Here is a 21,509-nt window from a genome sequence, read left to right as displayed (position 1 = left end):
TGTGTTAGGCCTGCCGCCAGCGTTCAATCTGAGCCATGATCAAACTCTTCAATTTAAGATTTTGTTCGGCTCAATGAATACTGAACATTACATAAGTAATGTTTGAATTGACTGTGCTGAATCCGAAAATTCAATGGTCACTTCGTTTCATTGAAACCTAAATTGTTTCCGAAGAAACTATTTGGATTATCATCAACGAGTGCCCACACAGATTGATAGGTCTATATTGTTAAAGAGCTTTTCCTGTTGAGCCTTGCTCAAAACAGGACGGCCATTTTAGCGAGTTAAAGTTTAGTGTCAATCACTTTTTTCAAACTTTCTTCAAGCGTTTCCGCTTGGCTAATTTGGCTTGCTAACTTGGCTTTCGTTTCTTTCGAAGCGTTGCCGTGTCAGCGAGGTGGCATTATAGAGATTGCGATCACATTGGCAAGCCCTTTTTCTCGTTTTTTTTGATTTTTTTATCTTTCGGATAAATTTGCATCAAAAGCGGTCAAAAGAGCACGTTATTTCTACAGTTCTCTGAATTTATCTGCGAAAAGAGCCACTTTTTCCCAATTGGTGTATTCCACTTCTTTGGTCGTATCGGTTTCGCCACCTGTCATCGACATAATGAACCTAATCATAGTTCTGTCGAACCAGCTGTAACGTGGGTAATAAAGTGCACCAGCAAAAACACCGATTAGCGTTGGTTTCCAAGGCGATTTAATTAGGAACTTGCGAATGTAGGCACTACCTTCAGGTGTATCCTTTCCTTGGTCCTCTTTACGAGCGGTTAGGTTTACGCAGAAAAATGCCACTTTATTTTGCTCCAATTGATTGAAGTTTCGCTCAATAAACTGGTATAGCTTTTTATTAAGATGGCCATAGCGAATAGAGGCGCCTATCAATACTCTGTCGTATTGGCTGAAGTCAATCGTCTCGACATTATGTAAATCCACCAGCTCACAATCGAAGTCTGGAAGTTGTTCATCTATATAGTGGAGAATTTTTTTAGTCTGCCCTTCGCGGGAAGAGTATAGAAATAATGCTTTTGCCACGATTTCCCCTTAGCTACGCCAAAACGTCGGCGTAAGTAGAATAAGTAAGGTAAAGATTTCCAAACGACCAAACAGCATAGAAACTATTAATACCCATTTTGCTTTGTCGTTAACATCACCAAAGTGAAGCGCCACTTCTCCCAAGCCAGGACCGAGGTTGTTCAGAGTCGCAGCCACCGCCGAGAACGCACTGAGCTCATCCATTCCTGTTGCAATCAACCCCAACATACAAACCACAAATACCAATGCGTATGCGGAGAAGAAGCCCCAAACCGCATCGACAACACGTTGTGGTAGGGCACTGCCACCTACTTTGATGGTGTAAACCGCGCGTGGATGGACTAAACGTTTTAGTTCACGCGCACCTTGTAAGGTAAGAAGCAGGATACGGATCACTTTCATGCCGCCGCCTGTTGAACCAGCACAACCACCTATAAAGGAAGAGAACAATAACAGCACAGGTAAGAAGAGCGGCCAATCCGCAAAACCTGTTGTCGTAAAGCCCGCTGTTGTGGATATTGATACGGTTTGGAACAGAGCCTGATCGAAAGCATCGTATGTCGATGTGTAAGAGTGATGTTTCAGTAATAATAGAAAGCAAATGACAAATAGCAGCACTTGAATAAACAAGAAGGCGCGAAACTCAGGATCTTTCCAGTAATACTTGGGATGTACGCCACCTGATGCAAATGCAGCAAAGTGCAGCGTGTAGTTACATGCAGATATAAGCAGAAAAACCACCGTAATCAGGTTAATCGCGTAACTATCAAAGTATCCAATGCTGGCATCGTGGGTAGAGAAGCCACCAATGGCAATGGTGGAAAAGCTGTGACTGATGGCGTCAAATGGCGTCATACCAGCTAACCAAAAAGCCGAAGCACAGGCGATAGTCAGGCTCAAATAGATGTACCAAAGCGCTTTAGCGGTTTCTGCTATGCGCGGCGTCACTTTAGTGTCCTTGACTGGACCTGGGATCTCGGCGCGGTAAAGCTGCATACCACCAATGCCAAGTACTGGCAAAATCGCCACCGCTAATACGATGATTCCCATACCGCCGAACCACTGCAGTAACTGTCGATAGAATAGAATCGCTTTAGGTAACTCATCCAAACCAACAATAACGGTCGCCCCGGTCGTCGTGAGAGCAGAAAACGATTCAAAAAACGCATCTGTCACTGAGACGTTCGGGTTGTCAGCTATTAGAAAGGGGATCGAGCCTGCGCTGCCAAGTACTGTCCAGAACAGAACGACAATAAGAAAGCCATCTCGAGCTTTAAGCTCGTGCTTATACCTGCGGTTTGGGTACCAACAAACGGCCCCACAAAACAGCAGAACAAAAAATGTCGTGACAAAAGGTACACCTGCACCATCTCGATAGATCAGCGCAACGAGTGCTGGCGCAAGCATAGTGACACTAAAGAGTGCGAGCAGTAGCCCGACGATTCGAATAATTGAACGAAATTGCATGGATAAATTGACTAGCGAAGCTGTCCCTGTTGCTTCCTGTTTTTCATTATTGTCCGTCTAGCGGAGTGACAATTGCCTTTGCCCCGCTTTTATTGATGATTGCTTGGGTAAACGCGCTCACTTCTCGAAGCTCAATTTCCACCACTAATACCACCTGATCGCTGTATTCAGCCTCGACTTCTATCGCACCAAATTGCGGCATGATTGACTGTGCGATCGGCATAAACCCATAGTCTAACGTTAGTCTGAGCTTTGTGGTTATTTTTTTCTCAATAGTTTGAAGCAGCTTGAGTGCTTGTTGTACCCCACCCCCATACGCTTTAACCAAGCCGCCTGTACCTAACTTGATTCCACCAGAGTATCGCGTGACCACTGCCGTGATCTCCCCCACCCCAGAGCCAGACAGCTGCGCCAGGATCGGTTTGCCTGCAGTTCCGGATGGCTCCCCATCATCACTAAAGCCCCACTTCATCGAATCTTCTGGTCGACCAGCAACAAAGCCCCAACAGTTATGTCTAGCATCAGCGTGTTTAGCTTTGATTTGATCAACAAATGCTTTTGCAGCTTCGATACTTGGCGTGTGTACCAAATAAGTAATGAAGACGCTCTTTTTAATTTCTTCTTCAAATTGAGCGGGCTCTGCTGGAATCAGATAAGGCTTGTCATTCATAGGATTATGGATTCAGGTCTATTTGCCTGAAGTCTATCACGAGTGTGATTTACCCGTCGCATAAGATCTGCCACAGCGCACAATGTTAAACACTTGTTTAAAAAATGTATTGAAATTAGACAATCCACGATCCAAACTAACTTTACTGGTCAAACCAGAACAAAAATAAAACGACTTCCTCGATACCTATTTGCCGAGGTACACGGCGTCGTTGAAATAGGTATACAGACAATCCACGATTGTATGTCATGGAGATAGACAATGATTTACCAAGCCGAAACCCTACAGGTAAAGGAAATACAAGATGGTATTGCAGAGCTAAGCTTCTGCTCTCCAAAATCCGTCAACAAACTCGACCTAGCGACATTGGAATCGCTAGATAAAGCTCTTGATGCGCTCATTGCCCATCAAGGCCTCAAGGGGTTGTTGCTCACTTCAGATAAAGACGCATTCATTGTAGGCGCAGACATTACCGAGTTTTTAGGTCTGTTTGCTAAAACGGATGCCGAGCTCGACCAATGGCTGCAATTTGCTAATAGCATCTTTAACAAATTAGAAGACTTACCCGTTCCGACCATCTCAGTGATCAAAGGCCACGCTCTTGGTGGCGGTTGTGAATGTGTACTAGCAACAGACATGCGTATTGGTGACAAAACCACCAGCATCGGCCTACCAGAAACGAAACTGGGAATCATGCCAGGCTTTGGTGGTTGTGTACGCTTACCTCGCGTTATTGGCGCAGACAGCGCAATGGAAATCATCACCCAAGGTAAAGCATGCCGAGCTGATGAAGCATTGAAAATTGGCTTACTCGATGCTGTTGTAGAGACTGATGCTTTATACGAATCAGCACTACAAACTCTTAACTCTGCAATTAACGAGAAACTTGACTGGCAAGCACGCCGAGCACAGAAAACATCTCCGCTAACGCTGAGTAAGCTAGAATCGATGATGAGCTTCACCATGGCGAAAGGTCTAGTGGCACAGAAAGCTGGCCCTCACTACCCTGCCCCAATGACAGCCGTTATCACGATTGAAGAAGGTGCTCGCTTTGCACGTAATGAAGCGTTAGACATTGAACGTAAGCACTTCGTGAAATTGGCTAAATCGGAAGAAGCAAAATCACTGGTTGGCCTATTCCTTAACGATCAATACATCAAAGGCATTGCGAAAAAAGCAGCGAAGTCAGCAAGTAAAGACACGCAACGTGCAGCCGTATTAGGTGCAGGTATCATGGGTGGCGGCATTGCTTACCAATCAGCGCTAAAAGGTGTGCCTGTCTTAATGAAAGACATCGCACAAGCGTCGCTCGACCTAGGCATGACTGAAGCATCTAAGCTGCTGAATAAACGCTTATCTCGCGGTCGCATTGATGGCTTTAAGATGGCGGGTATTTTAGCGTCAATCACACCGAGCCTACATTACGCAGGTATTGAAAACTCTGATGTGATTGTTGAAGCTGTCGTTGAAAATCCGAAAGTAAAAGCGGCGGTTTTGAGTGAAGTCGAATCCCATGTCGGTGACGACACCGTTATCACCTCAAACACCTCGACGATTCCAATCAACCTATTGGCAAAATCACTAAAACGCCCAGAAAACTTCTGTGGTATGCACTTCTTCAACCCAGTGCATCGTATGCCTCTTGTTGAGATCATCCGTGGTGAGCACACCTCTGATGAAACCATCAATCGTGTTGTGGCGTATGCTGCGAAAATGGGCAAATCACCAATTGTCGTTAATGACTGCCCAGGGTTCTTCGTTAACCGCGTATTGTTCCCATACTTTGGCGGCTTCAGCATGCTACTTCGTGATGGTGCTGACTTTACGAAAATCGACAAAGTCATGGAGCGTAAGTTTGGCTGGCCGATGGGACCGGCGTACTTGCTTGACGTAGTCGGCATTGATACTGCGCACCACGCACAAGCTGTGATGGCTGACGGTTTCCCTGAGCGTATGGGTAAACAAGGTCGTGATGCGATTGATGCACTATTTGAAGCAGACAAATATGGTCAGAAAAATGGTAATGGCTTCTACAGCTACACCATAGATAAAAAAGGTAAGCCGAAGAAAACCTTCTCAGAAGCGATCTTACCAGTACTTGCTGACGTTTGTGCCGATAAGCATGACTTTGACGATGAGACCATCATTCAACGTATGATGATTCCAATGATCAACGAAGTGGTGCTGTGCCTTCAAGAAGGCATCATCGCTACTCCGCAGGAAGCAGACATGGCATTGGTTTATGGTCTTGGTTTCCCTCCATTCCGCGGTGGCGTATTCCGCTACCTAGACAGCGTGGGTATTGCTGAATACGTTGAAATGGCAAAACAACACGCCGAGCTAGGTGCGATGTACCAAGTACCGCAAATGCTGATTGATATGGCGGCGAAAGGTGAAAGCTTTTACGGTGCACAACAGCAAGGTTCTATCTAAGGAGGGATTCTAAAATGACTAATCAAACAAGAAATGTTGTCGTAGTCGATTGTCTACGTACTCCAATGGGTCGCTCTAAAGGTGGTGCTTTCCGTCATACACGAGCAGAAGATCTATCCGCGCGCCTAATGAAGGGTATCCTTGCGCGTAACCCACAAGTGAACCCAAGCGAGATTGAAGACATCTACTGGGGCTGTGTACAGCAAACACTAGAGCAAGGCTTTAACGTTGCACGTAATGCCGCGCTACTCGCGGGCCTGCCGATTGAAATTGGCGCTGTGACGGTTAACCGTTTGTGTGGCTCATCCATGCAAGCGCTGCATGACGGTACACGTGCCATCATGACTGGCGATGCTGAAATCTGCCTAATTGGTGGTGTTGAACACATGGGGCACGTGCCGATGAACCACGGCGTGGACTTCCACCCAGGTATGTCAAAGAACGTAGCAAAAGCTGCGGGCATGATGGGCTTAACGGCTGAAATGCTTGGTAAATTACATGGCATTAGCCGTGAGCAACAAGACGAGTTTGCTGCACGTTCTCATGCTCGTGCGCACGCAGCAACCGTAGAGGGTCGTTTTAAAAACGAAATTCTACCAATTGAAGGCCACGCAGCAGACGGCACACTGTTCACTCTGGATTACGACGAAGTGATTCGCCCTGAAACATCCGTTGAAGGTCTGTCTCAGCTTCGCCCTGTTTTCGATCCAGCAAACGGTACAGTAACAGCCGGTACATCATCGGCTCTGTCTGATGGTGCATCAGCGATGTTGATCATGAGCGAAGAGAAAGCCAACGAGCTTGGCTTGAAGATTCGTGCACGTATCAAAGGCATGGCCATTGCGGGCTGCGATCCATCCATCATGGGTTACGGTCCGGTACCGGCGACGAAAAAAGCGCTCAAGCGTGCCGGTCTTTCAATTGAAGACATGGATGTGGTTGAGCTAAACGAAGCATTTGCAGCGCAGTCTCTGCCGTGTGCTAAAGACTTAGGTCTGCTTGATGTGATGGATGAGAAGGTCAACCTTAACGGTGGTGCGATAGCATTGGGTCATCCACTAGGCTGTTCTGGTTCACGCATCTCAACAACGTTGATCAACCTAATGGAAGCGAAAGATGCGAAATATGGTCTGGCCACTATGTGTATCGGTTTGGGTCAGGGTATAGCGACCGTATTTGAGAGGCCTTAACGCTTGAGGTGAAGTAGGCTCAAAACGACGATGGTCGTAGTGATCTACTCAACAACCAGCATGAAATGAATAAATACTAAAATAATTTAGTATTACACTTAAGGGCGACATCAGATGTCGCCCTTTGTTTTACGCCAAACACAGTAAATATGCATACAAAGCATACATAAAATGAGTAACTTTCATTTTATTCATAGATAGAGAAGACATAGACTTATAGACAGTTAATATCTTGCTGTATGTGGCAACTGAGTCACGCTAACGCAATTTCGGAGAACCTTATGTTTAATGCTCTAGTTCTAAACCAAGAAGACAAACGCACTATCGCTAGTATCGAGCAAATCGATGAAACACAACTGCCGGAAGGCGACGTTCTGGTTGAAGTCGATTACTCATCGTTGAATTACAAAGATGGTTTGGCGATCACAGGTAAAGGTAAAATCATCCGTAACTTCCCGATGGTACCTGGCATTGATCTAGCGGGTACGGTTGTAAGTTCTGAAGATTCGCGTTACCAAGCTGGTGACAAAGTGGTCTTAACTGGCTGGGGCGTGGGTGAAAACCATTGGGGTGGCATGGCTCAACGTGCTCGTCTAAAAGCGGATTGGCTAGTGCCACTACCAAAAGGTCTAGACAGCAAAAAAGCAATGATGGTTGGTACTGCTGGCTTCACTGGTATGCTATGTGTTCAAGCACTGCTTGATGCAGGCATCAAACCTGAAGCTGGTGAAATCCTAGTAACGGGCGCAAGTGGCGGCGTAGGCTCGGTAGCAGTAACGCTCCTAGCGCAGCTTGGCTACAAAGTTGCAGCAGTGACAGGACGTGTAGAGAAAAACGGTCCGCTACTTGAAAAACTAGGTGCTAGCCGCATCATTGACCGTACTGAATTTGAAGAACCAGCACGTCCACTTGAAAAGCAAGTATGGGCAGGTGCGGTAGATACCGTCGGCAGCAAAGTACTAGCAAAAGTGTTGGCGCAAATGGATTACAACAGTGCAGTCGCCGCTTGTGGTCTTGCAGGTGGTTTTGATCTACCAACTACAGTGATGCCGTTCATCCTACGTAACGTTCGTCTACAAGGTGTGGACTCAGTAATGTGTCCAACAGAGAAACGCATCGCAGCATGGGAAAAACTGGTTGAACTACTACCAGACAGCTATTTCGAGCAAGCATGTACTGAAGTAGAACTAGCAGAAGCACCAAAATACGCAGAAGACATCACCAACGGTCAAGTAACAGGTCGTGTGGTTATCAAGCTATAAACACTGACTCAGCGTAAACAGACGAAGAGCCGGCATTGCTGGCTCTTTTTGTTAGCAGTTTAGTCCCATATCTTCGATACGCTTAGCTATTAGACGGCTACATTCTTCACGCACAATCGTTCTTAACCATTCTTGAGCAGGAGAATGCTCGCAACGCGCATGCCAAATCATCGAGTATTCAAATGGAGTAAATTGGAATGGTAATGGTTTCACCACCAAGTCATAACGCTCGGCAACCAGATACGCCAAGTCCGCTGGCACTGTGATGATAATTGGCAAGGTATCCATGATCGCCAATGCGGCTTCTAAATGATAAGCCCGCAGAACCATTTTACGCTTAGGTTTCTCCATCAAAGCTTGTTCGATCAGTGCCTTAACACCATCACTGATGGCGATCATGGCATGTGGATGACTCAGATAATCATCCAAGCTCATTTCTTTATCCGCTAATGGATGCTGTTTTGAAAGCATACACAGCACCCCCACTCGCCCCAACACTTCACTGCGTAGCGGCTCCACCGGACCTGTCGGGCGACAAATCGCTAAGTCTGCACCTTCATAAGTGAGCTGATCTGATAAACGGTCGTGTTGCAGTGGTAAGAAGTTAAAAGACACGTTTGGCGCTTCTTGATAAATGCGCGGTAAAGCAAACGGCAGAATGGTTTGCATGGCATAGTCGGTGGTCACGATGTTGAAAGTCTGTACGCATTGCAATGGGTCAAACTCAACCGGAGATAACAACTGACGTAAAGACTCTAATGGTTCACCTAATGAGCGATCGATCTCTAACGCTTTCTGAGTTGGGATCAAATGCTGTCCCTGACGAGTAAACAGCGGGTCTCCCAATAAGTCACGCAGACGACCAAGCACACGACTCATTGCCGATTGACTCAAATTCAGACGTGTTGCCGCCTTACTGACACTGTTTTCTTCTATCAGTACTCGCAACGCAACCAGTAAATTTAAATCTCGGCGATAGATGTCTTCCAGTTCCACGAATTAGCCACTTATTTTGTATGTGTTTAGGTAAATTGTACTCTTCAGGCAAAAAAAATCCCGCCTTTCAGCGGATAGTTTCCGTGGGACGTGTGGGTTTATAGATATGTGTTACATAACAATACGACATTGTGTACAAATTATAAAGCTTCCAACCCATTGCTGGTGGTGCTTCTTGGTGGAGATATTAAGGGAAATATCTTGCGGGCTTCGCTTAGTGGCACGAATATACTGTGCTAGTCATGGAGCCTTTGTTTAAAATATCCTAGGCTGCTTTGATGTAACGATAAAGCGTTGCGATACCTACCCCAACGGCTTTACAAGCTTTCTCTTTGCTCATGCCCTTGTCTACATACTTCAATGCCTCTTTACACTTCTTGATAGTTTCAGGACTTTGCTGTTTGCCTTTATATTTACCTTCTGCTTTAGCTTTGGCGATACCTAGAGCTTGACGTTCTAACATTAACTCACGTTCCATTTGGGAAACACTAGCTAAGATTCCTAATACCATCTTTCCTGATACTGAAGATGTGTCTACACCGATATTCAAGATTTCAAACTCAACCCCTTTCTTTTGATATTCCTCTATCAGTGTCATTAATTCGCCCTGAGAACGTCCGAGACGACTTAATTCTCGAATAACTATCTTATCCCCTTTCTTAACTTTACCAAGTAACTCTGTTAGCTGTGGACGCTCCAAACTCTTACCACTGGCTACATCAGTGTGTATTTTTGCTTCAGGATACTTCGCAGTAATCTCGCTTTTTTGTGGATCAGTGTGCTGTGTATCGGTACTGACTCGAACATATCCGTAAATCATCTTTCAACTTCCTATCTATCATATAGTAGCCCTTATGATAATTCTATCGTATGAGTTGTCAACAACCTAAATGATAGACATCTATCAGTAAGTCATAAGATCAAGCCTAAAAGATAGGAATTAATTGTATTTAATATGATAGCAGAGTGGCACGTAAAGCTTGCTATACCAAGGCTTTTGTATAAAAACACATCTTTAAAAAAATTCTGGAGAATGTGACATAGCAAGAGGGGATAGTTAAGCAAATTGATGTATATTCTATATAAGTTTACTAAATAGAATCATTGGCTATGGCATTAATAACTTGTAATGAGTGTGGTAAGGAGTTCTCAGATAAAGCTCCGTCTTGTCCAAACTGTGGGTGTCCAACACATCCTTGTAACCAAGGGAACGAAGCTACTGACATCATTGGCAATAACCGTTTTAACTTAGAAAAGACATTAAGAGGTGTGGTTGATTTCATTTTTGGTCTGATCTACGTGTATATCTCTTACAGTGTAGTCTTCAAGTATGACACTATGTTCCCTTCTGGTGACAGTGAATTTGTATGGATTGGCTTTATATTGGGTATGGGGCTATTAATATTGTTTCAAAAAATTATTCGTTCTGTATTAGGTACTATTGGTAAAGCTGTTCAAGCACTGCTTTAGTATTTTAGGTAGGATAAGTTACTATCACTCGGTGCTCTTAAATCCAGATAAGCCATTTATTTTCATATAGTTAAAGCTTACAATGCGTCAAAAATTTAGTCTAAGTCTAATTTTTCTACTAGGTAGCATGCGGTTGAGCAAGGGAAATTGTAAATGATAGAAATCGAGATAGTTAGTGGTGATCTAAAATCAGGGAAGTGGCAATATCATGACCACAAATTAACTAAGAATGCTGACGGGATGATGGTTATCCCAATCAATGAGATTGTCGAACTCAGCAAGGTAGAAACAATTGGTAAAGATCATTATGTAAAATTCACACTCAGGACGAAGCAATCTTTTACTGCCAAGATGAAAGAAGACTGCTACACCGTACTATTCGAAGATTTTCTCAAGCATGGTAATAACCAGCAAAGCGGAGAACAGCCCACGACCTTTGATGCTAGTTCGGACGCTACATCAAGTAAAAACTCATCTAACAAGGCATGGCTTGCTGTTGGAGGTATGTTTGCGATCGGATTACTATTCGCATCTGTAAATTCTGGCGCTAAGGATTACACCACTACCCAAAAAGCAAAGCTTTGCAAAACGTATATAAGCCAACTATTTCACCGACCTGTAAGTATCATCAGATTTGATAGAGAAGACAACCAAGGGCTAATCTACGTAGATTACATAAGAAGAGATGACAATACTAAATGGTCATATGTCTGTGAAATTGACAGTAGAAATGAAACTATGGTTTGGGCTGGCTGGTTAAATGATTCAAAAAAATGGGGACGTTGGCGCACTGAAGATAAAGTGGCTTTAAATTATGACCAGAAATCTAATACTACAGAGTTTAAAATGACAACGACCAAGGAGCTTGTGCGCGTACCATTCAACTAGAACAAATCTTCTTCTAGTACCCAATTTAAGCCGTTATCATTCATCTTGTTAATGGCTTGGGTTGTCAATTTTGTCCCTTTCTTGAACAAAACCATCATCTCAATACCTAGAGACTTTAAGGAAGATTGAACTTTGGCTTGTTTGTGAAGTGAATGATTCCAGCCGTAATCTAGTTGATACTTGAGGCAATCATAGCCCTTATAATTTATCTGTTTCTGATGAGCTGCTTCTGCCGATCGTTTATCAAGTTTATTGTTGAGCTGGTGGCACTTGAATTCGATGTAGCAGCCTAGCTTTTCACTGTAGAAATCGGGGTATGCTCGAAACGGTGTCCCTTCATTATCATAGAATGTAAAATTGTACGGTTTGCCTGAGCATAAAATTAACTCTGGGTGGCGTTGATGAAACTGTTCTTCTTCTTTGGAATCATAATTCATATAATTATTGTTATCCTTATGAAGCAATAGCTACGCTTTCCAGATTACAGGCACGGTAAACCGCACCAGTTATCTACGAAAACTCGCTATGCTATTAATAGAGTGGTTATTGAAAATGTCTTTTTTGCCTTATTGAACCAGAAAGGTTTGGCACAACTAGACTCTAAGATTTGTGAGAATGTCTTCTTAATGTCTTATCTAAGACAAATTAATTTATAAGCGTCTTAGAACGGCATTATTTTTTGTGGAACCTGAGCGTTGATATAGTCCTGAGCTTCTTTTCCTGACAATGAACTTCTTTGCCAATACCTGCCATATTTACCACTCATTGGATCTTTGAGGTTCTTGGTTTCCTTACAGTGCTTAGTTATTAAGCTTTTCACGATATCTTTTTGTGAATCATCAAACTGTTGTAAGAATTCTTTCAATTTGAATACTGGTGAATTGTCGATATGTTCGACAACCTGAGATTCAAGATAACTAACTGACATTTCAACCATTGATTTTAATGTTTCTGTTGGTTCAACAATAAATGGATTGAAATCCGTTAGGTCGTATCCTCTCAGATAGTTATATATTGTATCCAGTCCACCAGCTATCGGATCATCGAGCCAGTTTAGTAACGTAGATATGAAGCTCTGAGTCTCCTCTTTGCTCTGCTGATGTTCAATGTACTGAGGAACAAACCAACGTCTTGTATCATTTTTATCTAATTTCAGAGGACGCCTTTCATTACTTGCCAAAAGGATACGGGCAAAACATTCCTGCTTGAACGGCTGTTCATATTTCTTCTCAATGGTAACGGTTTTCTCAGAAATCTTACTCTTCATTTTGGTGATAGTTGTATCACTGGAGCTTTTAACATCGTCGAGCATTACAAAGAGTGTTTCGCTTAATGCTGTTGCATGTTTACCTAAGAATTCATCATAACTGGCGCATAACCTAGACTGATGACTAACCAACGGTGATATGATGTGATGAAACAACACTCCTTTACCCGTACCCTCCTCACTGGTTAGCATCACAGCAATACTCGGGCGTTCATCTGGTCGCTGGATAAGGTGAGCAAGCCATTGTGTAAAATAATGACGTTCTTTTGAATCAGGAACTAGCCGATTTAATAATTGAAGAAATAAAGGGCAATCGGCACTATCTGTTTTTACTCTATACGGTTTGAAGGTATTCAGTCGAGTTTCAAATAAACCTAGCTGTATGAATTTATCTTGAACTGGTCGAAAGTATGTACCCGTGATAAGCGGTAATGAGTTAATGACATAACCAAGATGAGATTCATGGTCTGCCTTCGGACACGAGGATTTAAAGGCATTTTCGATAAAACAAGAGGGTTGTTTGGTCTGAGAGTATGGACTCCAGAAAAGATAGTTTTTATTTGAATCTGTTACTCTGCATATGCCCTCTGACTTTAACTTGCAAATGAACTCTTTTACTTCTTGCGGTATTCCTGACATTCATTCTCCTTGCTGTGAGATTTTTGTGTAAATTCGTATAGAACCTGTGTGATTAGTGATGCTAATGGCATATTTTTACGGTTGGCTTCGTCTAATAGGTTTTTGTACAGATCGTTTGAAAAATTTAATTTCATCGTATTATTTATCCTTGTTTGAAAGCATCTAGTAGCGATTTCTTAAATTCACGCTCTTTGGCTTCTGCGACCGCTAACGCTTGAGCTTTTTCTTCATCCAATAGACTTTGAATTTGCTCTTCAATCCATCGTTGCTGTTTGGCTTCAATATCGGCTTGGTAATCAACTCGTACCTTGTCTAATGATTCCGCTAATTTCTGTTTCGCTTTCGCTGGTGGTAGCTCATACACAATGCTAATACCTGCGCCAGCTAATCTGTATTTATCAGAAACAAGAACAAACTTTTGTTTCAACTTCTCCGGAACATCGTTGAGAAAGTAATAGATAGAAGAATAAAACTCTTTGACGTATTTCCCGTCACGTTCATGCAGCATCTTGGTGGTGGCTTCGAGTGTATCTAATCGCTCTTGGTCAAACTTGATTGGACAACGTTCGTTTAATTCGTTGATAATTTCTTGATTCATATTAGTGACACTCCTGTGTTGGTTGGTACTTGCTGGCGTAATATTGAATGGTGCGGATTGAAAGGCTTGGTGCTATTTGTTCACGGATGATTTGTTCTGCGGTCTTACCGTCAAGTAGTGCCTGAATTACAACCAATACTGGTTGCAAGCGTCGATTTTGAGTGCAGTAGACCATTGCTGCTTCTGGTGTATACATAAGATTTCCTTATATTTCAGATAAAAGAAGAACACACCAACCGTCCCTAAAGGGTGGTAGTGCATTCAAATCGTATCGCAACACTAAAAGAGTGCGAATTGTTAAGGTCGGCTAGTTAATTAACCAATCCATACAGACATATTAACATTAATCAATAAATTTTGCAAGCAACCTGTATTGACTATCTAATTTATTTGTGCTAAGGCTAATGTTGTATTTTGTTGATTATCTCCTGTGCTTTTACCAATTCAATAGATGTATAGCTAGTAGTTACGGTCTTAGTACCATGACCAACTAATCTATATTTCAACTCCGAACTTAAATGACCAAGCTGAGATATAACGTTATGTCGCAGGCTATATAGGCTCTGTAACTCACCTGCGCTATTCTTCGATGGGATATCGAACATAGGGCGCAACTTAACATTGAAGTAGTTTGTTAGATGCTGGCGAGTGAACTTAAACAATTCATTAGAACATGAATCCACATAGTCCATGAATCCCGCTTTCAGTAGCTTGCCGTGAACTGGAACTTTTCGAATAGCGTTAGCTGTCTTGCCGGAAAGAATGTTGAAATACACAACTTTAGTATCTTCATCTGTCACCACTTGAGACTTGGTTAATGAAGTAATCTCACTGGGGCGCATGCCATGGTATATCATCACTAAAATCGCCATAGAATAACTATCACGAACGGCTAAAGCATGATTTTCAATAGCAGCTACGGTTGTCTTTGGTAATGGTGATCGAGCCGTCTTACGATGTTCTGGTATTACTAAGTTAGCCATGTCTAACGGGTTTGTTGTAATGTAACCTTTGCGCATTGCCGTAATAAAGATGTCTTTTAAAAACGCAACTTTGTCATTAAATGTACTTGCCTTTAGCATATCTTCTTCATCAACATCGATATCACCACTAGCAACTAGCTCCCATCGAGATAGCCGTTTATCTTCTTTGCTATCCCCCTCAATGCCGTATTTTGTTATAGAGAATTTGTCTAATTTTGGTAATCCAACAAACGTATTCCACATCTGTTCTAGGTCTTCGAAACTAATACGGTCTATTGGTAACCCTTGGAAAGCTGGAACAAAGTCTTTAAAAGCTGCGGCTTTGTTTTCGGCTGTTTTGGGTTTTAGCTTGCGAACTTCAATAATATATTGCTTCACATCCTCGAACATATCCTCAAATAACGGTGCTGTAGATTCAGGTTCAGGATTGGGTTGTGCCACCTGATGATCTGGGGGAGGAGTGGAAGCTAACAACGGGGCAAACTTGGTCTTGAGTTCCCCCAGCTCCATACGTGCACGTACAGAATGACCTTTACTGTATGCGTTAGCGAGATTCTTTGCGTGTGTAGTTACTTCACGGTCTAGATGACTTTCCCACTCACTTGCATGAGAAGTGTAATCTCTGAAATCCCAATAGAACTGATGGTCTTCATTGATACTCCAACCCTCGCCTTCATCCCATTGAGATAAATCTTGTACAAGAGGGCTATGATTCGCAGCCGACTCCATTCTTGCTGTTAGCCACTGATTATATGAAGGAGAATCACGTAGGTGAGTTGATATATCAACATCAATAGGAGCACTACTGCTACTTTCTTCAACCATCAGGTTGTAATCTCTTGCAGATTTTGTTTGATGAAACCAGATGTCGAAATAAGACTTCGCTGTTGCACTCATAGGCTCAGTGACTGCTTTGCCTAGTCTAACAATTTCATTTACTTTGTTAGAGATTAACATCTCAATAAACTGGTCAATATCTTCCTTTTCCACTGATACCCCTAATACTTTACCTTGTTCGATAAACGATAAGATATCAGATACATATTGCCGAGAAGTAGATGGAGAGTCTGTTTTTAAGCTCTTTCTGTAAACTATGCCTCCAATCCTATGATTGAAATGAAACATCTCACCGCGCTGTATAGTATGTTTAACTGTGGTCATGTGTGACACCTATTGTGTTACACGTCACACATGTATAACTAACCGCCTAATTTCAGGCAAAAAAAATCCCGCCTTTCAGCGGGGAAGCCCAAGAAAAATGGGGATAGTGTCGGAATGAAGTGTCGGTAAAAATAGGTGAGCGTTATTAAAGTATTCTGATCGAAGCAAAAAGCGCTAATTTTCTTGCTCAGATGCACCTGACCATTTGCGCATCTCGATCCAAATCCCAATAATAGTGGCAACCATGCCTACAAGAGGCATCAAAGAGGTGTCAGCTGGCGTTCTGAGTACCAAAGCACAAAACGAGATAAAACAAAGTACGGAGTAAATCGTAAGTCTGTCTAACGCTGTTAACATTGCCTCTCCCTTGCCAGTTGTTACCAAATTGTTAATTTAAGGTAAAACAAAAAATTCCGTTTGCCAAGTGGTTATTGAATATTTTTTCAACGAACGTAGAATTCACCGCTAAGTTAGTTACGAGAATCACACTATGAGCTTTAATCCTGAACTGGCAACAAAGACATTAGAGGCGGAAGGACTGCGCTGCCCAGAGCCAGTGATGATGGTCAGGAAGACAATTCGCAACATGCAAGATGGTGAGATTTTGCTGGTCAAAGCAGATGACCCATCCACGACTCGAGACATTCCGAGTTTCTGCCGTTTTATGGATCACCAATTAATTGCGGCACAAACGGAGCAAGTTCCGTATCAGTACCTGATCAAGAAAGGATTGGAATAATCTGGTCGAATTAAAAACGGCAGCCGATTGGCTGCCGTTTGTTTATTCATCGTATTCGAGTGTGCGAACTTCTGATTGGAGCTTGTTGAGTTGTTTTTTCATTGCCCGCATCTCTTCATGCATAGGAATGATGTGGGCTACGCGAATCCACGCCTCTACTGTTAATCCAGTAAGAACGAACGATCCTGCCACAATCGGCAACCACATATCAGTCAGTACCATCGCTAACAAGCACAGCGCCAAACCAAAGGTGAATAAATAACTCTGACTCTTTGGGGTCATCCCCATGTAACGTGTAAGCATAAACTTGCCCTCTCGCTATCATTCACACCATTAAACTACCATGACAAGTATGACACTAATATGTCATCCGTCACGCTACGGAGCGATTTTAAGTCAGAGTTTGAGCTACGCCACTAATTCGCTAGTTATTGATTATTTGCATCATTTTAACGATTGTTCGCGGATAACATTTTCCATTTTCAGGCTGCGTTATCCGCCTAAAAACATTAAAAGAAGGCCGCACCAATCGCCAACAACACGAACAAAGTAGCGGTGACTTTACGAATCAAACCCAGGGGCATCTTGTCTGCTGAAAGCTTACCAATTAACACCACAGGCACGTTTGCCAACAGCATACCAATGGTCGTGCCAAGTATGACCCAACTCAGCGCATCCGCGTACTGCGCGCCTAGGATAGAAGTAGCGATCTGAGTTTTATCGCCAATCTCAGCCACAAAGAAAGCAATAAAGCTGGCAATGAAAGGACCTCGGTTTGAAATCTGTTCGTCTTCATCCAACTTATCAGGAATCAACACCCAAGCCGCCATCGCGACAAAACTGACCACCAGCACCCACTTTAAAATATCAGGTGATAAATAGTCAGCGACAACCACACCTAACCATGCAGCCAAAGCGTGGTTGGCAATGGTTGCCAAAAAGATTGCTGCAATAATTGGGATTGGTTTGCGGTAACGACTTGCGAGTAATAGAGATAGCAATTGGGTCTTATCGCCAATTTCTGCTAACGCTACAGTAGTAATTGAAATAGCTAAAACGCTCACGACATGCTCATTGGGGCAGGGATTATTATTTTTAACCGAAGACAAACCTCACGCCCCTACCCCGGTTCGTGATGATTTGTCTAAGGTCTTGCTAAACTTGAAAGGCTTCAAGTCTCGAACGCCATGGTGATTTTGCACCAATTATGTTGACGGACGAACCAGATGAAACAGAAACTTCATCAGGTAAGCTACTCCCCAAAGACAGGCGCAATTCTAGCCACCTTTGTTGCGCTTCTCAAGAGCCAAAGCAGGCAAAAACTCCCTTTTAAGAAAAATACAGCAGATAACGCGGTAAAAATTCATTAAAGGAGAAAATCGCCCACGAATTAATCAAGATTAGCTCTACTCCCATGCTCAATATCTGGTTATACTAGATTGTTAATTTATTCAACCGTAATTACTCTTTATCGCCGTTGTTAGAGTTGAAAAACTCGGCATAGATGACGAATTAACGAGTAACAAGAGAATCGCGCGAACCTGACTTATGCAAAAATACGATATCAAAACCTTCCAGGGAATGATCCTCGCGCTGCAGGATTATTGGGCTCAAAATGGTTGTACCATTGTTCAACCGCTAGATATGGAAGTGGGTGCGGGTACCTCTCACCCAATGACCTGTCTACGAGCGCTTGGCCCAGAGCCAATGTCGACAGCTTACGTACAACCTTCACGTCGTCCTACTGATGGCCGTTACGGTGAAAACCCTAACCGTCTTCAGCACTACTACCAATTCCAAGTAGCGCTAAAACCATCGCCTGACAATATTCAAGAGTTGTACCTTGGCTCCCTTGAAGTTCTTGGTATTGACCCTCTTGTACACGACATCCGTTTCGTAGAAGACAACTGGGAAAACCCAACACTAGGCGCATGGGGTCTAGGCTGGGAAGTTTGGCTAAACGGCATGGAAGTGACTCAGTTTACGTACTTCCAACAAGTTGGCGGCCTTGAGTGTAAACCAGTCACTGGTGAGATCACTTACGGTATCGAGCGTCTAGCAATGTACATCCAAGAAGTAGACTCTGTTTACGACCTAGTTTGGAACATCGCGCCAGACGGCAGCAAGGTGACTTACGGTGATATCTTCCACCAAAACGAAGTAGAGCAATCGACTTACAACTTCGAGCACGCAGACGTTGAATTCCTATTTGGTTTCTTCGAGCAGTGTGAGAAAGAGTGTAAAGAGTTGCTTGAGCTTGAAAAGCCACTGCCATTACCTGCTTACGAGCGCATCCTAAAAGCAGGTCACGCATTCAACCTACTAGACGCGCGTAAAGCGATCTCAGTAACTGAACGTCAGCGTTACATCTTGCGCATTCGCGATCTGACTAAGTCAGTAGCAGAAGCATACTACGCATCGCGTGAAGCTCTTGGCTTCCCAATGTGTAAGAAAGAACAAGCGTAAGGGGTAGAGAACATGGCAAAAGAATTTCTAATCGAGCTAGGTACAGAAGAGCTACCACCAACGCAACTTCGTACGCTAGCTGAAGCATTCGCAGCAAACTTCGAAGCAGAACTAAAAGGCGCTGAGCTAGCTCACGAAGGCGTGAAATGGTTTGCGGCTCCTCGTCGTCTTGCACTTAAAGTCGCGGCACTAGCAGAAAGCCAATCAGACAAAATCGTGGAAAAACGTGGCCCTGCGGTTTCTGCAGCGTTTGACGCGGAAGGCAACCCAACCAAAGCTGCTCAAGGCTGGGCACGCGGTTGTGGTATTTCTGTTGACCAAGCAGAGCGCATGGTTACAGATAAAGGTGAATGGCTACTGTTCAAACAAGAAGTGAAAGGTCAGCCAACGTCTGAGATCGTCGTTGAACTTGCAGCGAAAGCACTAGCAAACCTACCTATCGCAAAACCAATGCGCTGGGGTAACAAAACGACTCAATTTATCCGCCCAGTGAAAACGCTAACCATGCTGATGGGCAGCGACCTAATCGAAGGCGAGATCCTTGGTGTCGCTTCTGACCGCACTATCCGTGGTCACCGCTTCATGGGTGAGCAAGAGTTCACTATCGATTCTGCTGAGCAATACCCTGCTATCCTAGAAGAGCGCGGTAAAGTTATGGCTGATTACGAAGCACGTAAAGCCATCATCCTAGCTGACGCACAAAAAGCGGCAGCAGAAGTTGGCGGTATCGCTGATCTAGAAGATGACCTAGTAGAAGAAGTCACGTCTCTGGTTGAATGGCCAGTAGTACTTACAGCGAAGTTCGAAGAAGAGTTTCTAAAAGTGCCTTCTGAAGCGTTGGTTTACACCATGAAAGGTGACCAGAAGTACTTCCCTGTTTATGACGAAAACAAGAAGCTACTACCTAACTTCATCTTCGTATCGAACATCGAATCAAAAGAGCCTCGATACGTAATCGAAGGTAACGAGAAAGTGGTTCGTCCTCGTCTTGCTGACGCAGAGTTCTTCTTCAACACAGACCGTAAGCGTCCGCTTATCGACCGTCTGCCTGAACTAGAGCAAGCGATCTTCCAAAAGCAACTGGGTACGATCAAAGACAAAACAGACCGCATCACAGAACTTGCTGGCTACATTGCAGAGCAAATTGGTGCTGACGTTGAGAAATCAAAGCGTGCTGGTCTACTAGCAAAATGTGACCTAATGACCTCAATGGTATTCGAATTTACGGATACTCAAGGTGTTATGGGCATGCACTATGCTCGTCACGACGGTGAAGCAGAAGAAGTTGCAGTAGCACTGAACGAGCAATACATGCCTCGTTTCGCGGGTGATGAACTGCCATCTAACGGCGTTTCAACTGCAGTTGCAATGGCAGACAAGCTAGACACTATCGTAGGTATCTTCGGTATTGGTCAAGCGCCTAAAGGCAGTGACCCATTCGCACTACGCCGCGCATCTCTAGGTGTACTGCGTATCATCGTTGAATACGGCTACAACCTAGATCTTGTTGACCTAGTAGCGAAAGCGAAGTCACTGTTTGGCGACCGCCTAACCAACGACAACGTTGAACAAGACGTGATTGAGTTCATGCTTGGTCGTTTCCGTGCTTGGTACCAAGACGAAGGCTTCAGCGTAGACATCATTCAAGCGGTACTGGCTCGTCGTCCGACTAAACCAGCAGACTTTGACCAACGTGTTAAAGCGGTTTCTCACTTCCGTGAACTGGAAGCGGCAGAGTCTCTAGCAGCAGCGAACAAACGTGTTGGTAACATCCTAGCGAAATTCGACGGCGAACTTGCAGAAGAAATTGACCTAGCATTGCTACAAGAAGACGCAGAGAAAGCACTAGCAGAAAGCGTTGAAGTCATGACTGAAGCACTAGAGCCAGCATTTGCTACAGGTAACTACCAAGAAGCCCTAAGCAAGCTAGCAGATCTACGTGAGCCAGTGGATGCGTTCTTCGATAACGTAATGGTAATGGCAGACGACGAAGCACTTAAGAAGAACCGTCTGACATTGCTGAACAACCTGCGCAACCTGTTCTTACAGGTCGCAGATATCTCTGTCCTTCAAAAGTAATTAATTACTGATTCAGAAGTGATTAAGAGATAAGTAAAGGGAAGCGTCGGCTTCCCTTTTTTGTTGTCTTTAAACGGAGATAATCGGTTCTTATTATTCATTTTGTGAACAAGGCAAAAATTTGTAGGGTGAGACGCGTTTAACTTATTGGTGTAGAGCTCGGA

At 43.7% G+C, this 21,509-nt stretch carries 21 protein-coding genes; 8 read left to right on the top strand and 13 right to left on the bottom strand.

From position 1 onward, the window contains the following. Window positions 1-509 precede the first annotated feature (509 nt). Genes hemG through FKN08_RS20735 form a run of 3 tightly spaced genes read right to left on the bottom strand, consistent with a single transcriptional unit; the run spans window position 510 to window position 3,174 of the window. Window positions 510-1,037: a menaquinone-dependent protoporphyrinogen IX dehydrogenase gene (hemG, locus tag FKN08_RS20745; RefSeq protein ID WP_170892827.1), complete on the bottom strand. Its 528-nt coding sequence runs from the start codon at window positions 1,035-1,037 to the stop codon at window positions 510-512. A 9-nt stretch (window positions 1,038-1,046) separates the two neighbouring features. Then, window positions 1,047-2,504: a TrkH family potassium uptake protein gene (locus FKN08_RS20740; protein ID WP_006743175.1), complete on the bottom strand. Its 1,458-nt coding sequence runs from the start codon at window positions 2,502-2,504 to the stop codon at window positions 1,047-1,049. 46 nt (window positions 2,505-2,550) lie between these two features. Further along, window positions 2,551-3,174 carry a YigZ family protein gene (locus FKN08_RS20735; protein ID WP_170892826.1) on the bottom strand — a complete coding sequence of 208 codons (624 nt, stop codon included), beginning with the start codon at window positions 3,172-3,174 and terminating at the stop codon, window positions 2,551-2,553. Window positions 3,175-3,435: 261 nt separating this feature from the next. Between FKN08_RS20735 and fadB the strand changes: the two genes are divergently transcribed. The 3 genes from fadB to FKN08_RS20720 all read left to right on the top strand — a co-directional run bounded on the left by fadB (window position 3,436) and on the right by FKN08_RS20720 (window position 8,059). Further along, complete coding sequence (gene fadB, locus FKN08_RS20730) at window positions 3,436-5,607, top strand: fatty acid oxidation complex subunit alpha FadB (RefSeq protein WP_170892825.1); 2,172 nt, start codon at window positions 3,436-3,438, stop codon at window positions 5,605-5,607. Between the two features lie 14 nt (window positions 5,608-5,621). Next, window positions 5,622-6,797, top strand: coding sequence for an acetyl-CoA C-acyltransferase FadA (fadA, locus tag FKN08_RS20725; RefSeq protein WP_006743176.1), 1,176 nt, complete (start codon window positions 5,622-5,624; stop codon window positions 6,795-6,797). Between the two features lie 281 nt (window positions 6,798-7,078). Continuing rightward, entirely contained in the window at window positions 7,079-8,059 is a 981-nt protein-coding gene (locus tag FKN08_RS20720) for an MDR family oxidoreductase (protein ID WP_047010269.1), read from the top strand. A gap of 51 nt (window positions 8,060-8,110) precedes the next feature. Here FKN08_RS20720 and FKN08_RS20715 read toward each other — a convergent pair whose 3' ends face one another. Both FKN08_RS20715 and FKN08_RS20710 read right to left on the bottom strand, forming a co-directional pair. Continuing rightward, complete coding sequence (locus tag FKN08_RS20715; RefSeq protein WP_005378881.1) at window positions 8,111-9,055, bottom strand: LysR substrate-binding domain-containing protein; 945 nt, start codon at window positions 9,053-9,055, stop codon at window positions 8,111-8,113. 265 nt (window positions 9,056-9,320) lie between these two features. Then, window positions 9,321-9,875 carry a recombinase family protein gene (locus tag FKN08_RS20710; RefSeq protein WP_170892824.1) on the bottom strand — a complete coding sequence of 185 codons (555 nt, stop codon included), beginning with the start codon at window positions 9,873-9,875 and terminating at the stop codon, window positions 9,321-9,323. Window positions 9,876-10,165: 290 nt separating this feature from the next. On the opposite strand from FKN08_RS20710, the gene FKN08_RS20705 reads away from it, so the two are divergent. After that, window positions 10,166-10,525, top strand: coding sequence for a hypothetical protein (locus FKN08_RS20705; RefSeq protein WP_170892823.1), 360 nt, complete (start codon window positions 10,166-10,168; stop codon window positions 10,523-10,525). Between the two features lie 153 nt (window positions 10,526-10,678). Continuing rightward, entirely contained in the window at window positions 10,679-11,413 is a 735-nt protein-coding gene (locus FKN08_RS20700) for a hypothetical protein (RefSeq protein WP_170892822.1), read from the top strand. On the opposite strand, the gene FKN08_RS20695 is transcribed toward FKN08_RS20700, so the two are convergent. The 6 genes from FKN08_RS20695 to FKN08_RS20670 all read right to left on the bottom strand — a co-directional run bounded on the left by FKN08_RS20695 (window position 11,410) and on the right by FKN08_RS20670 (window position 16,418). Then, window positions 11,410-11,850 carry a hypothetical protein gene (locus tag FKN08_RS20695; protein ID WP_170892821.1) on the bottom strand — a complete coding sequence of 147 codons (441 nt, stop codon included), beginning with the start codon at window positions 11,848-11,850 and terminating at the stop codon, window positions 11,410-11,412. The genes FKN08_RS20700 and FKN08_RS20695 overlap by 4 nt on opposite strands. Window positions 11,851-12,074: 224 nt before the next feature. Further along, a complete protein-coding gene (locus FKN08_RS20690; protein ID WP_170892820.1) occupies window positions 12,075-13,319 on the bottom strand; it encodes a primase-helicase family protein in 1,245 nt (414 codons plus the stop codon). A gap of 142 nt (window positions 13,320-13,461) precedes the next feature. Further along, on the bottom strand, window positions 13,462-13,917 hold the full coding sequence (locus FKN08_RS20685) for a hypothetical protein (protein ID WP_170892819.1): 456 nt from the start codon (window positions 13,915-13,917) through the stop codon (window positions 13,462-13,464). 1 nt (window position 13,918) lies between these two features. After that, window positions 13,919-14,113 (bottom strand): hypothetical protein, encoded by a 195-nt coding sequence (locus FKN08_RS20680; RefSeq protein WP_170892818.1) that lies wholly within the window; start codon window positions 14,111-14,113, stop codon window positions 13,919-13,921. Between the two features lie 205 nt (window positions 14,114-14,318). Further along, window positions 14,319-16,061, bottom strand: a complete 1,743-nt coding sequence (locus FKN08_RS20675; RefSeq protein WP_170892817.1) for a hypothetical protein — start codon at window positions 16,059-16,061, stop codon at window positions 14,319-14,321. A gap of 174 nt (window positions 16,062-16,235) precedes the next feature. Next, window positions 16,236-16,418: a hypothetical protein gene (locus FKN08_RS20670; RefSeq protein ID WP_005394131.1), complete on the bottom strand. Its 183-nt coding sequence runs from the start codon at window positions 16,416-16,418 to the stop codon at window positions 16,236-16,238. Between the two features lie 133 nt (window positions 16,419-16,551). Here FKN08_RS20670 and tusA point away from each other — a divergent pair, with 133 nt between their 5' ends. Then, window positions 16,552-16,800: a sulfurtransferase TusA gene (gene tusA, locus FKN08_RS20665; RefSeq protein ID WP_005394130.1), complete on the top strand. Its 249-nt coding sequence runs from the start codon at window positions 16,552-16,554 to the stop codon at window positions 16,798-16,800. A gap of 42 nt (window positions 16,801-16,842) precedes the next feature. Here the strand turns inward: tusA and FKN08_RS20660 are convergent, their stop codons facing one another. Beyond that, window positions 16,843-17,103, bottom strand: coding sequence for a hypothetical protein (locus tag FKN08_RS20660; RefSeq protein ID WP_031780377.1), 261 nt, complete (start codon window positions 17,101-17,103; stop codon window positions 16,843-16,845). Window positions 17,104-17,309: 206 nt separating this feature from the next. Then, the gene (locus tag FKN08_RS20655; protein WP_065646886.1) at window positions 17,310-17,864 is read right to left on the bottom strand and encodes a TMEM165/GDT1 family protein; all 555 of its coding nucleotides are present in this window, start codon (window positions 17,862-17,864) and stop codon (window positions 17,310-17,312) included. A gap of 484 nt (window positions 17,865-18,348) precedes the next feature. On the opposite strand from FKN08_RS20655, the gene glyQ reads away from it, so the two are divergent. Together glyQ and glyS are read left to right on the top strand one after the other, a co-directional pair. Continuing rightward, on the top strand, window positions 18,349-19,266 hold the full coding sequence (gene glyQ / locus FKN08_RS20650) for a glycine--tRNA ligase subunit alpha (RefSeq protein WP_048625586.1): 918 nt from the start codon (window positions 18,349-18,351) through the stop codon (window positions 19,264-19,266). A gap of 12 nt (window positions 19,267-19,278) precedes the next feature. Beyond that, complete coding sequence (glyS, locus tag FKN08_RS20645) at window positions 19,279-21,345, top strand: glycine--tRNA ligase subunit beta (protein ID WP_048625587.1); 2,067 nt, start codon at window positions 19,279-19,281, stop codon at window positions 21,343-21,345. Window positions 21,346-21,509 lie beyond the last annotated feature (164 nt).

Origin of the sequence: Vibrio sp. 1-2 (7-a) (assembly GCF_013048515.1) — a bacterium.
Taxonomy (GTDB): domain Bacteria; phylum Pseudomonadota; class Gammaproteobacteria; order Enterobacterales; family Vibrionaceae; genus Vibrio; species Vibrio diabolicus.
The sequence above is the reverse complement of the archived record's forward strand: the minus strand, read 5'-3'. Positions and strand labels throughout refer to the sequence as shown.

Excerpts from the sequence above, each read along its gene's own strand:
- fadA (WP_006743176.1), top strand. The coding sequence starts at position 5,622 with ATGACTAATCAAACAAGAAATGTTGTCGTAGTCGATTGTCTACGTACT.
- FKN08_RS20675 (WP_170892817.1), bottom strand. The coding sequence starts at position 16,061 with ATGACCACAGTTAAACATACTATACAGCGCGGTGAGATGTTTCATTTC.
- FKN08_RS20705 (WP_170892823.1), top strand. The coding sequence starts at position 10,166 with ATGGCATTAATAACTTGTAATGAGTGTGGTAAGGAGTTCTCAGATAAA.
- FKN08_RS20740 (WP_006743175.1), bottom strand. The coding sequence starts at position 2,504 with ATGCAATTTCGTTCAATTATTCGAATCGTCGGGCTACTGCTCGCACTC.
- FKN08_RS20710 (WP_170892824.1), bottom strand. The coding sequence starts at position 9,875 with ATGATTTACGGATATGTTCGAGTCAGTACCGATACACAGCACACTGAT.
- glyQ (WP_048625586.1), top strand. The coding sequence starts at position 18,349 with ATGCAAAAATACGATATCAAAACCTTCCAGGGAATGATCCTCGCGCTG.
- FKN08_RS20690 (WP_170892820.1), bottom strand. The coding sequence starts at position 13,319 with ATGTCAGGAATACCGCAAGAAGTAAAAGAGTTCATTTGCAAGTTAAAG.
- tusA (WP_005394130.1), top strand. The coding sequence starts at position 16,552 with ATGAGCTTTAATCCTGAACTGGCAACAAAGACATTAGAGGCGGAAGGA.
- FKN08_RS20660 (WP_031780377.1), bottom strand. The coding sequence starts at position 17,103 with ATGCTTACACGTTACATGGGGATGACCCCAAAGAGTCAGAGTTATTTA.
- glyS (WP_048625587.1), top strand. The coding sequence starts at position 19,279 with ATGGCAAAAGAATTTCTAATCGAGCTAGGTACAGAAGAGCTACCACCA.
- FKN08_RS20670 (WP_005394131.1), bottom strand. The coding sequence starts at position 16,418 with ATGTTAACAGCGTTAGACAGACTTACGATTTACTCCGTACTTTGTTTT.
- FKN08_RS20680 (WP_170892818.1), bottom strand. The coding sequence starts at position 14,113 with ATGTATACACCAGAAGCAGCAATGGTCTACTGCACTCAAAATCGACGC.
- fadB (WP_170892825.1), top strand. The coding sequence starts at position 3,436 with ATGATTTACCAAGCCGAAACCCTACAGGTAAAGGAAATACAAGATGGT.
- FKN08_RS20695 (WP_170892821.1), bottom strand. The coding sequence starts at position 11,850 with ATGAATTATGATTCCAAAGAAGAAGAACAGTTTCATCAACGCCACCCA.
- FKN08_RS20735 (WP_170892826.1), bottom strand. The coding sequence starts at position 3,174 with ATGAATGACAAGCCTTATCTGATTCCAGCAGAGCCCGCTCAATTTGAA.
- FKN08_RS20685 (WP_170892819.1), bottom strand. The coding sequence starts at position 13,917 with ATGAATCAAGAAATTATCAACGAATTAAACGAACGTTGTCCAATCAAG.
- FKN08_RS20700 (WP_170892822.1), top strand. The coding sequence starts at position 10,679 with ATGATAGAAATCGAGATAGTTAGTGGTGATCTAAAATCAGGGAAGTGG.
- FKN08_RS20720 (WP_047010269.1), top strand. The coding sequence starts at position 7,079 with ATGTTTAATGCTCTAGTTCTAAACCAAGAAGACAAACGCACTATCGCT.